This is a genomic window from Nocardia kruczakiae NBRC 101016 (assembly GCF_001612965.1).
In the GTDB taxonomy this organism is placed as follows: domain Bacteria; phylum Actinomycetota; class Actinomycetes; order Mycobacteriales; family Mycobacteriaceae; genus Nocardia; species Nocardia kruczakiae.
This window is the reverse complement of sequence record NZ_BDBL01000026.1, coordinates 134,358-144,860: the sequence shown is the minus strand read 5'-3', so window position 1 is coordinate 144,860 and position 10,503 is coordinate 134,358. Positions and strand designations below refer to the sequence as shown.

12 protein-coding genes are annotated in these 10,503 nt (G+C 69.4%); 5 read left to right on the top strand and 7 right to left on the bottom strand.

The genetic code is table 11. The features are described from left to right. The 4 genes from NK1_RS35030 to NK1_RS19635 form a co-directional block, all read left to right on the top strand. A partial coding sequence (locus NK1_RS35030) for a DUF8176 domain-containing protein (RefSeq protein WP_167354278.1) occupies nt 1–575 on the top strand: 575 nt, incomplete at its 5' end. Nucleotides 576–653: 78 nt separating this feature from the next. Beyond that, on the top strand, nt 654–2,807 hold the full coding sequence (locus tag NK1_RS19645; protein ID WP_063010586.1) for a molybdopterin oxidoreductase family protein: 2,154 nt from the start codon (nt 654–656) through the stop codon (nt 2,805–2,807). 112 nt (nt 2,808–2,919) lie between these two features. Further along, a complete protein-coding gene (locus tag NK1_RS19640; protein WP_036504493.1) occupies nt 2,920–3,135 on the top strand; it encodes a biotin/lipoyl-binding carrier protein in 216 nt (71 codons plus the stop codon). Nucleotides 3,136–3,189: 54 nt separating this feature from the next. Continuing rightward, entirely contained in the window at nt 3,190–4,704 is a 1,515-nt protein-coding gene (locus tag NK1_RS19635) for a sensor histidine kinase (RefSeq protein ID WP_063010584.1), read from the top strand. A 191-nt stretch (nt 4,705–4,895) separates the two neighbouring features. Here the strand turns inward: NK1_RS19635 and NK1_RS19630 are convergent, their stop codons facing one another. Together NK1_RS19630 and NK1_RS19625 are read right to left on the bottom strand one after the other, a co-directional pair. After that, nucleotides 4,896–5,150: a WhiB family transcriptional regulator gene (locus NK1_RS19630; RefSeq protein WP_030516005.1), complete on the bottom strand. Its 255-nt coding sequence runs from the start codon at nt 5,148–5,150 to the stop codon at nt 4,896–4,898. 234 nt (nt 5,151–5,384) lie between these two features. Continuing rightward, entirely contained in the window at nt 5,385–6,410 is a 1,026-nt protein-coding gene (locus NK1_RS19625) for a diacylglycerol/lipid kinase family protein (RefSeq protein ID WP_063010582.1), read from the bottom strand. 92 nt (nt 6,411–6,502) lie between these two features. Here NK1_RS19625 and NK1_RS19620 point away from each other — a divergent pair, with 92 nt between their 5' ends. Continuing rightward, nucleotides 6,503–6,949: a hypothetical protein gene (locus NK1_RS19620; protein ID WP_439955951.1), complete on the top strand. Its 447-nt coding sequence runs from the start codon at nt 6,503–6,505 to the stop codon at nt 6,947–6,949. Here the strand turns inward: NK1_RS19620 and NK1_RS19615 are convergent. The 5 genes from NK1_RS19615 to NK1_RS19595 all read right to left on the bottom strand — a co-directional run bounded on the left by NK1_RS19615 (nt 6,931) and on the right by NK1_RS19595 (nt 10,456). After that, nucleotides 6,931–7,524, bottom strand: coding sequence for a GNAT family N-acetyltransferase (locus tag NK1_RS19615; RefSeq protein ID WP_245660672.1), 594 nt, complete (start codon nt 7,522–7,524; stop codon nt 6,931–6,933). The genes NK1_RS19620 and NK1_RS19615 overlap by 19 nt on opposite strands. A 59-nt stretch (nt 7,525–7,583) precedes the next feature. Further along, nucleotides 7,584–8,903, bottom strand: a complete 1,320-nt coding sequence (locus NK1_RS19610; RefSeq protein WP_167354277.1) for an RNA polymerase sigma factor — start codon at nt 8,901–8,903, stop codon at nt 7,584–7,586. An 8-nt stretch (nt 8,904–8,911) separates the two neighbouring features. Next, complete coding sequence (locus NK1_RS19605; protein WP_063010578.1) at nt 8,912–9,253, bottom strand: YciI family protein; 342 nt, start codon at nt 9,251–9,253, stop codon at nt 8,912–8,914. Between the two features lie 94 nt (nt 9,254–9,347). Then, entirely contained in the window at nt 9,348–9,827 is a 480-nt protein-coding gene (locus NK1_RS19600; protein WP_063010576.1) for a GNAT family N-acetyltransferase, read from the bottom strand. Continuing rightward, nucleotides 9,824–10,456 (bottom strand): acid phosphatase, encoded by a 633-nt coding sequence (locus NK1_RS19595; RefSeq protein WP_245660671.1) that lies wholly within the window; start codon nt 10,454–10,456, stop codon nt 9,824–9,826. The genes NK1_RS19600 and NK1_RS19595 overlap by 4 nt, the downstream gene beginning before the upstream one ends. Nucleotides 10,457–10,503 lie beyond the last annotated feature (47 nt).

Genomic DNA, 10,503 nt, shown 5'->3' with positions numbered 1-10,503 from the left:
GGCCCCGCCGGCGCAAGTGGTGGGTCGCCGCCGCGGCCACCGTCGTCGTGCTCGCGCTGGCCGGTGGCGGAATCGCGCTGGCGGTGACGGTCGCGCGCGAGGAACCGGGTACCGCCGCCGCGGTCGCGACCGCGACGACCGCGACGACCCCGACCCCTGCCGGATCCGCCGAAACATCCGCCCCGGCCCCCGCGCCGCAGACTCCGCCGTGCCCGGCCGAGTCGCACGACGGCATCGTCGTCGGCAACGGCGCCGGCGGCGTCACCGACGGGCCGAATTCCATTCTGGGATTCGAGTATTCGTATTACACCGAGCGCAGCGGTGAGCGAGCTCAGGCCTTCGTCGCCCCGGACACCGTCAACGTCGCCGCCGCCGACGGTCTGCAGCAGGCGATCGACACCGTGATCCCGCCCGGGACCACGTACTGCGTTCACATCACCACGCGCGCGCCGGATCTGTTCGATGTGGATATCGAGGAGCATCGGCCCGACGGCGGCCACACGACCTACCGGCAGTCCGTGCGGACGGTCGTCCGTGACGGCCGCACCCTGCTCTACGAAATCCGCGGGCGGTAACGGCCGATCCGGCGGGGCTGTACCGAGGCCGCGGGCGCCGGTACGCTGCGAGATGCCCCGCGCGTGAGAGGATGTGCCATGGATACTCGCATTGTTTCTCGACAGTGCACCCTGTGTGAGGCGCACTGCGGAATCCGGGTCACCGTCGAAGGCGACCGCGTCGTCCGCATCGAGGGAAATCCCGACGATGTGCTGTCCGAGGGATATATCTGTCCCAAGGCCACGGCGATGGGAGCGCTGCACCACGACCCGGATCGGCTCCGCACGCCGGTGCGCCGCGTCGGCGATCGGTTCGAGCCGATCGGCTGGGACGAAGCCTTCCGCGAGATCGGGCAGCGGCTGCGCCGGATCCGCTCCGAGCACGGTCCGAACGCGATCGGCATGTATCTGGGAAACCCTGCGGCCCATAGTTCTTCGGTGATGTACGGCCTGCTGCTGCGGGTCGCGTTGTCGACCCACAACTTCTTCTCCGCCTCCTCGATCGATCAGTTGCCGCAGGAATTCGCGGCCTGGCGGATGTTCGGATCCAATGTCCTGATGCCGGTCGCCGATATCGACCGCACCGACCGGCTGGTGATCCTGGGCGCGAATCCGGCGGTGTCGAACGGGTCGGTGACGACCATGCCGAATGCCAAGCAGCGCATCAAGCGGGTGCGTGAGCGCGGCGGCACGGTCGTGGTGATCGATCCGCGCCGCACCGAGACCGCACGCCTGGCCGACCAGCACATCGCGGTCGTCCCGGGTGGGGACGTCTATCTGCTGCTGGCCGTGCTCAACGTCCTGATCGACGAGAAGCTGTGCGACGAGCGGGCCGTGCGTGCGCGCTGTTCGGGCTGGGACGAACTGCGCGAGACCGTCGCGCAGTGCACGCCCGAACTGGCGGCCCCGCATGCCGGTGTCGACGCCGAGACCATCCGGGGATTCGCCCGCGACCATGCCGCGGCCCGCTCGGCCGTGCTCTACGCGCGGATCGGCGTATGCCAGCAGGTGACCGGCACGCTCACGCACTGGCTGGTGAACACGATCAACGCCGTGACCGGCAATCTGGACCGGGCGGGCGGGCAGATGTTCGCGACCGCGCCGGTCGACGCCGCCCGCTACGGCAAATATCTGCCGATGGGCCACGGCGCGTGGACCGACCGCTCGGGCCGCTACAAATCCTTCCGTTCCGAACTGCCGGTGGCGGCGCTGGCCGACGAGATCCTCACCGAGGGCCACGGGCAGATCCGGGCGATGGTCACCTATGCCGGCAATCCGGTGCTGTCGACGCCGCAGCGCGGGCGCCTGGACGCGGCGCTGGAATCGCTGGATTTCTTTGTGGCCGTGGACATGTACGTCACCGAGACCACCCGGCACGCCGACATCATCCTGCCGCCGGTGTCCCAGCTCGAGCGCGAGGACGTCAACCTGCTGTTCCCGGTGTTCAGCGTGCGCAACAATCTGCGCTACGACGCCAGGGTGTTCGAGCCGCCGGCCGACGGCCTCGAGGACTGGCAGATCATGGCGCGGCTGGTCACCGAGGTCGTGCCGCTGCCGGCGCGACGACTCACCGGCAGGATGCTGAACGCGATGTTCGAACGCCTCTCGCCGGTGCGGCTGGCGGCTCTGGGCATCGCGGCCGGTCCGTACGGCGTGCTGCGCCGCGGCCGTGCGGGCCTGACCATCACCAAACTGCGCGCCTCCGCGGGCGGCATCGATCTCGGACCGCTGCGCCCGCGCCTGCGCACGCTGATCGGCACCCGCGACCGCAAGGTCCGGTTGGCGCCGCAGGATTTCCGCGCCGAGGTGGCGAAGCTGCTCGCCGACCTGCCGGCGACGCCGCCCGGCGGTGCCGACGGATTCGATCTGCGCCTGATCGGCCGTCGCCATCTGCGCAGCAACAACTCGTGGCTGCACAACGTCCCGGCCATGGTGAAGGGCCGCGATCGCTGCACCGTCCTCATGCATCCGGCCGACGCCGGCGCGCGCGGGCTGGCAGACGGCGAACCGGTCACCGTCACCTCGTCGAGCGGTTCGATCGTGGTGACCCTGGAGGTCGGCGACGATATCCGACCGGGCACGGTCGCGATTCCGCACGGCTGGGGCCACCGCGAACCCGGCGTCGGCTGGCGGGTCGCCGCCTCCCTCCCGGGCGCCAACGTCAACCTCCTCCACGACCCGGCACTGGTCGACCCGCTGTCCGGCACGGCCGCGGTCAACAACACCTGGGTCCGGGTAAGCGCCACCGCATAACCGGCGCGACAGCGCCTACGGCCCGGTATCTTTCGAGCGATCGAACGCTCTCGGTACGGATGTGGTTGGCTGTACCGTCAGCGGATACGGGCCGATCGACCGGAAGGGTGTCATGGCTGAGGAAGTGCTCGCGGAGATGGTGTCCACCGTCTTCCAGATCGTCGCGCACGAGGGCGCGGCCGTGCGCGAAGGCGACACCCTGGTGCTGCTGGAGTCGATGAAGATGGAGATCCCCGTGGTGGCCGAGGCGGACGGCACCGTCGCCTCGATCAATGTGAAACCCGGCGACGTCCTGCAGAAGGGCGATCTGATCGCCGTCATCTCGTAGCTTCCGCCGCGACACGACTTCGGCTCGCGGGCGGGTGCCGTAGCCTTTGTTCCCGTGTCCACTCTTAGTGATCTGCTCGCCGAACACACCGATCTCCCCGGTGCGGCGGTGGACCATCTGCAGCGCGTGGTGGGGGATTGGCAGCTGCTGGCCGACCTGTCGTTCGCCGATCTGCAACTGTGGGTCGGGATCGGCCCGGTGACCGACGGCGCCGACGTGGTCTGCGTCGCCCAATGCCGGCCCACGACCGCCCCGACGGTCCAGCCCGACGATCTGGTCGGATCGCTCGCGTCGCACCAGGAACATCCGCAGATCTTCCAGGCCCTGAGTTCGGGCGAGATCGTGCGGGTCGAGGGCGACGGCGAATCCACCGGCGTCTACCACCCCACCCCGGCGCGGGTCATCCGCGAGGGAATCCCGGTGCGCTGCGGCACCGACGTCATCGCCGTGCTCGGCCGCGATACCGATATGCAGCGCTCGAAGGTCCGCGGCAGCCTCGAGCACGCATATATGAGCTGCGCCGACGATCTGTGTCAGATGATCGCCGACGGGACCTTCCCCACTCTGGAGGACCGCACCGGCTCACATTCCAGCCCGCGCGCCGGGGACGGCTTCATCCGCCTCGACACCGCAGGCCTGGTCGTCTACGCCAGCCCGAACGCGCTGTCGGCGTATCACCGCATGGGCCTGCAGAGCGAGCTGGCCGGACAGGATCTGGCCCAATCGACCCGCTCGCTGATCACCGATCCGTTCGACGCACAGGAGGTCGTCAGCGACATCCAGGCCGCGCTGGCCGGCAAATCGGGCCGCCGGATGGAGGTCGAGGCGCGCGGCGCGACGGTACTGCTGCGCACGCTGGTGCTGCGCCCGCACGGTGAACTGGCGGGGGCCGCGGTGCTGGTCCGTGACGTCACGGAGGTCAAGCGCCGCGACCGGGCGTTGCTGTCCAAGGACGCCACCATCCGCGAGATCCATCATCGGGTGAAGAACAACCTGCAGACCGTCGCCGCCCTGCTGCGCCTGCAGGCCCGCCGCACCGAGAACGAAGAGGCCCGGGTGGCGCTCACCGAATCGGTGCGCCGCGTCACCTCCATCGCCTCCGTGCACGAAATGCTGTCGATGTCGGTGGACGAGGAGGTCGACCTCGACGAGGTGGTCGATCGCCTGCTGCCGATCATGGCCGATGTGGCGACCGTGCACACCGCGCGCATCAAGGTCCGCCGCGACGGTTCGCTGGGAGTTTTCTCGGCCGAACGCGCGACCCCGTTGGTGATGGTGCTGACCGAATTGGTGCAGAACGCCATCGAGCATGCCTTCGACGCGGGCGAAAACGGCACTGTCACAATACGTTCCGAGCGTTCGGCGCGGTGGCTGGATGTCATCATCAGCGACGACGGACGCGGGTTGCCGGAGGGATTCAGCCTCGACGGTTCCGATCGGCTGGGATTGCAGATCGTGCGCACTCTCGTGACCGCGGAACTCGGCGGCTCGATCGGTTTGCATCCCGGCGCCGATATCGGCACCGACGCCGTGCTGCGGGTGCCGCTGGGTCGCCGTAACGCGCGCTGAAACGGCGCCTCGCGCACATGCGAGTCGCGGAAATCGGATAAGTCCGAATCGCCACCGAACGGTTATGTGAAATAGCGCGGGAAAACAATCCGGCAACAAAAACAGTGAAGCCCGGCACCTTTCCGGTGCCGGGCCGAAATGCGTTACCGGTCGGGCTGTGCGGTTACTACGTGCCGGTAACGCTGCGCGTCTCAGACGACGCTGCGAGTGCGGGTGCGGGCGTTGCGCCGCTTCAGCGCCCGGCGCTCGTCTTCGCTCATGCCACCCCACACGCCGGCATCCTGTCCGGAGGACAAGGCCCAGGACAGGCAGTCGGCGGTCACGGGGCAGCGGGCGCAGACCAGCTTGGCATCGGCAATCTGCGCGAGCGCCGGACCACTGTTACCCACCGGGAAGAACAGCTCGGGGTCCTCGTCGCGACAGATGGCCTTGTGGCGCCAGTCCATTCCTCTGCTCCTTTGCATGGGCGCCGTAAGGCGCCGCTGGTTTGTGGTCCGTTCACTTGTGCGTCTCGAATGTTTCCGCACGGTTGCTTGTGAATGCTTTCACGAACACCGTAGATGTCAATAGCCTTCGGGTGCACCGTGGGGAAGCTCACGCTCTAAAGCCCTGAAAAGCCGGGCCTGCGGAGTCCTTTGTACTCGCTTGTGCTGGTTTCCGCAGCGCAACTGCGAGGTTTCTCAGTTGTGTCGGGCGGAATCCGGCTCGGGAGCGACCACTTCGAGCACTTCTGGCACCGAGGTGAAATCCACCACGTTGCGGCGGCCGATGAAGTCGCCATCGATTTGCAGGCCGACCTCGTCGTCGGCCTCGATTCGCACCGAAGATACGTCGTCGACGCGAAACAAATTGCGGGCCTTCGGATCTCCGTCGGACGCCAGGAGTTGCCTGGCGACCGACAGTGTCGGCAATACCCCCATGGTCCGCATCGCAAACACGCCGAGCCCGCGTTCGAAGGTCGTCCCGGGGTTGGTGCGCACCGGAGTGCTGTCCAGATAGGTCCACGGACTGGTGTTCGTCACGAAGGCGTAATGCACGCCCGGCACCGGATCGTGGCCGGGAACGTGCACGGTGATCGCGGGCTCGCGCCGCTTGGCCCGGAAGAACTGCCGGACCGTGGTGCGCAGATACCGTGCCGGTGTCGCGGCATGACCCGCGGCGCGGCTGCGATCGATCGCCTCGCACACGTCGGCGTCCAACCCGACGCCCGCGCTGAACGCGCACCAGCGGCCGTCGGCGACCATCAGGCCGATCCGGCGATCGCCGGCATGGGCGTCGCCGCCGTCGAGCGAGAGCAGGTCGATGAGCTGATTGGTCGCGGCCACCGGATCCGCTTCGATACCCAGCGAACGCGCGAACACGTTCGCCGAACCGCCCGGGATCACGCCCAACCGCGGGATCCAGGTGCCCGCTCGTCGCGCGGCGGCCGATTCCGCCACGCCCGCGGGGGCCGATGCGGACGCGCCCGGTTCCGGCAGCGGGAGGAATCCGTTGACGGTCTCGTTGACCGTGCCGTCGCCGCCGTGCACCACGATCAGGTCCATCTCGGCATCGGTCGCCCACTGCGCCAATTCGGCCGCGTGTCCACGATGCTGGGTATGCGCCACGATGAGCTGGGTGCGGCTCTCCAGCGCGTGGGCGAGCAGATCCCGCGTGGCCGGAGTGGTCGAGGTGGCATTCGGATTCACGATCAACAGCGTCCGCACCCTGAGCAGCCTACTGAGCGATCGCCGCCGAATCCCGCCGCGGAGGTGACCACGCGTGCGAGGCCCGGTTCGCGCGGTTCTACGCTGGGCGGGTGGCGAAGCAGAACGCGGACAGTGAGAGCACCGGCGACACCACCGGCGGCGCGGCCGACCCGACTCCGGGCACGGTGCGCATCGCGGGTGCGCTGGCCACGCTCGAGGGCCTGATCGGGGTGATCATCGCGATCGTGCTCGTGGTGCAGGGCATCACGTCGGCCGACACCTCCGCGAAATCGGCCTACGGCACCGCCGCCTGGTTCGTCATCCTGGCCGGCGCGGTGCTGGCCGCCGGGATCGGCCTGCTGCGCGGAAAGCGCTGGGGCCGGGCCATCGTGGTGATCGCGCAGGTCCTGCTGCTGCCCGCCGCCTGGTACATGCTCAGCTCGCATCGGTTCGAACTGGGCATTCCGGTGGGGCTGCTCGCACTCGTCACCCTCGGCCTGATCTTCTCGCCGCCGTCGGTGCGCTGGATGGCCCAGGCCTACGACGTCGCGGACTGACGCCACATCGGCCACAGCAGTGGTCCGCCGCCGGTGACGTCGAGTTCGCCGCGCAGATCGAAGCCGAAGCGCTCGTAATACGCGATATTGGCGAACTTGCTGGATTCCAGATACGCGGGCGCGCCGGTTTCGTCACAGTGCGCCAGTCGCGGCGCCAGCAGGGCGTGCCCGTACCCCTTGCCGCGAACCGCCGGATCGGTGCCGACGATGGCGAGATACCAATGTGGTTCGTGCGGATGCGCCTTGCTCATCCGGTCCGACATCCGCCCGGCGGCGAGCAGCCGCAGCCGGAACGCACGCGCCAGCGCGGGCAGCATCCGCAGCTGATCGGCGTCCGAGGAATTCCACTGCCCGGGCGGCGACCACACCGCGCCCCCGACGATCCGGCCCGACGCGTCGAAAGCCGCGTCGACCGCTCCGTGCCGCAGGTACAGATGCCGGATCAGCGCGCCGAACATGGTCGCCGCGCGGGCCGGCCGGGTGCGTTCGGCCGGTATGCACCACTGCACGATCGGATCGTCGTCGAACGCCAGGCCGAGCACGCGGGCTAGTTCCGGCACTTCCGATTCCGTCACGGGACGAACGGTCACATCCATCGGTCCACCCTATGCCCGCGACCGCGCGAAACGCCGCCTCAGCGGCCGTTGTGGCGGCCGGAGGCGCGTCGGTCGAGTTCGGCCAGGCGTCGGTCGAGAAAATCGCGCTCGGCGGCGTTCTCGGTCAGCAGCAGGGCCTCGGAGTAGGCGAGCCGGGCCTCGTCGAACCGGCCGAGTTCGGTGAGGAAGTGGGCGCGCGCGGCGGGCAGATAGCTGTACCCGGCCAGCTGCGGTTCCGCGGCGAGGGCGTCGAGCGCGGCGTACCCGGCGGCCGGATCGCCCGCCATCCCGATCGCAACGGCTCGGTTGAGCGCCACCACCGGCGACGGCCAGATCCGGATCAGCACGTCGTAGAGACCGCGGATCTCCCGCCAGTCGGTGGCGGCGTAGCTGGGCGCCTCGGCGTGCACCGCGGCGATCGCGGCCTGCAGCCCGTAGCGGCCCGGCCGCCGTTCCAGCGCGAAGCGCACCAGCGCGATGCCCTGGGTGATCTCCTCCCGATCCCAGCGCGCGCGGTCCTGATCGGCCAGCGCGACCATGGCGCCCGCGGACGTCACCCGCGCCGCGCGGCGGGCGTCGGTGAGCAGCAGCAGCGCGAGCAGGCCCGCGATCTCCGGATCCTCGGGCAGCAGAGCGTGCAGCATCCGCGCCAGATCGAGGGCACGTTCGGTCAGATCGCGGCGGATGAGGTCCTCGCCCGACGGTGCGGTGTGCCCGGTGGTGAACAGCAGATGCACCACCGCCAGCACGGCCTCGACGCGCTCGGGCAGTTCGGCCGGTGCCGGTACCCGGTAGGGAATCCGGGCCGCGGCGATCTTCTTCTTGGCGCGGGTGATCCGCGCGGCCATCGTCGGCTCGGCCACCAGGAAGGCGCGCGCCACCTCGGCCGTGGTGAGCCCGCAGACCAGACGCAGGGTGAGCGCGACCTGGGTCTGCGGAGCCAGCGCCGGATGGCAGCAGGTGCAGATCAGTCGCAGCCGGTCGTCGGGGAACTGCGGATCGTACGGATCGATGGCATCGAAATCGGTTGTCCCGCTGGTTTTTTCGTCCGCGATGAGCAACGGCATCGCCCGGCGCGCGGTGGACTGCCGGCGCAGCAGATCCAGTGCGCGATTGCGCGCCACCGTGGTCAGCCAGGCCGCGGGCCGGGACGGAATTCCGTCCGCGGCCCATCGCACCAGCGCCTGCGCGTACGCGTCCTGGACGCATTCCTCGGCGAGCTCGAGGTCGTGGGTCACCCGCACGGTCGCCGCCAGCACGAACGCCCACTCCCGGCGATGCGCGTCGGCCACCGCCGCGGCGACCCGGTCGGTGGAGCGGTCGATGCGGGCGGGATCGGGGGAGTGGTCGTCGAGCACGGTGCGGCTCAGCTCAATTCGAGGACCGGGCGCACTTCCACGCCCCCGGAGTTCATCGGCACGCGGCGGGCGATGGCGATCGCGGCGTCGAGGTCCTCGGCCTCGATCAGGTAGTAGCCGCCGAGCTGCTCCTTGGTCTCGGCGAACGGGCCGTCGGTGATCACGAAGTCACCGGCGCCGTCCGGCCGCACGCTGGTGGCGGTGTGACTGTGGTGCAAGGCGTTTCCGCCGCGCAGCGCCGCCGCGTGGGCCTCGCCGAACTGCCGGTGACTGTCCACCATCGCGTCGCCGGCCTCCGGTTCGGCCACGGCACGCTCGTCCTGGTAGATGAGGATCAGATATTGCGACATGGTTTCGTCCTCCGAGTGGGTGGCCCGCCTTTCGAGCCATTCAACTCTTCGACGCGCACCCCGCCGCGGAATCGACACCGGCCGCGCGGAATTCTCAGATTTTTCCGGGATCGGCGAGCCGCGCCAGCGCGTCGCCCGCGAGCCGGAACCCGGTCCACTCGTCCTGGGCCACCGCACCCAGCCCGCGGTAGAACTCGATCGAGGGCGTATTCCAGTCCAGCACCGACCAATCCACCCGGGTGTATCCGTTGGCCACGGCCTCGCGGGCCAGTTCGGCGAGCAGCGCCGTGCCCAGGCCGCGACCGCGCGCCTCCGGCCGGACGTACAGATCCTCCAGATAGATGCCGTGCTTACCGGTCCAGGTCGAATAGTTCAGAAACCAGATCGCGCATCCGGCGACCCGCCCATCGACGGTCGCGACATGGGCGAACAGCGCCGGCGCCGGACCGAACAGGGCGGAGTGCAGGTCGGCGGCCGTCAAGGCACACTGTTCGCGCGCCTTCTCGTAGTCGGCGAGGTCGTAGACGAGGTCGACCAGGGCGGGCACATCCTCGGGCGTGGCGCGGCGAATCATCGGCTCGCCTCGGTGTCGGATTCTCGGCTCGCCTCGGGCGGCACGATATTGTGCGCCAGAATCGTCGCGGCCTGGTGATCGTGCCCCAGCACGCTGATCGCGGCCGTGGACAGGAAGAATCGCCGTCCCTCCCGAGCCGGGAACCCCGCCCAGCGCGCGATCAGCACCCGGGAGAAATGTCCGTGCCCGACCAGCACCACATCGCGCATCCGCAGCGCGGGCGCCACCGATTCCAGCACCCGGTCGGCCCGCGCGCCGACCGCATCGGCGGATTCACCGCCCGGGACGTCGCCGGTGAAGACCGTCCAGCCGGGCGCGGTTTCGCGGATCTGCGGGGTGGTCAGGCCCTCGTAGTCGCCGTAGTCCCATTCGACCAGGTCGTCGTCGATGCGCGGATCGGGCAGCCCGGCCAGTTCGGCGCTGTGCACGGCGCGCTGCTTCGGGCTGGTCAGTACCAGCGGATCGCTCAGGCCGAGTCCCGCCACGACCTTCCCCGCGGCCCGGGCCTGCGCTTCGCCGCGTTCGGTGAGCGCGATATCGGTGCGCCCGGTGTGTTTGCGCGCCGCCGACCACGCGGTCTCGCCGTGCCGCAGCAGCACCAGCCGATAGTCCCTGTCCGATGCACTCATGATTTCGATCATGCCGCACCGCGCGAGCGGCCGGGCGGACGGATCGA

Excerpts from the sequence above, each read along its gene's own strand:
- NK1_RS19645 (WP_063010586.1), top strand. The coding sequence starts at position 654 with ATGGATACTCGCATTGTTTCTCGACAGTGCACCCTGTGTGAGGCGCAC.
- NK1_RS19640 (WP_036504493.1), top strand. The coding sequence starts at position 2,920 with ATGGCTGAGGAAGTGCTCGCGGAGATGGTGTCCACCGTCTTCCAGATC.
- NK1_RS19630 (WP_030516005.1), bottom strand. The coding sequence starts at position 5,150 with ATGGACTGGCGCCACAAGGCCATCTGTCGCGACGAGGACCCCGAGCTG.
- NK1_RS19605 (WP_063010578.1), bottom strand. The coding sequence starts at position 9,253 with ATGTCGCAATATCTGATCCTCATCTACCAGGACGAGCGTGCCGTGGCC.
- NK1_RS19600 (WP_063010576.1), bottom strand. The coding sequence starts at position 9,827 with ATGATTCGCCGCGCCACGCCCGAGGATGTGCCCGCCCTGGTCGACCTC.
- NK1_RS19595 (WP_245660671.1), bottom strand. The coding sequence starts at position 10,456 with ATGAGTGCATCGGACAGGGACTATCGGCTGGTGCTGCTGCGGCACGGC.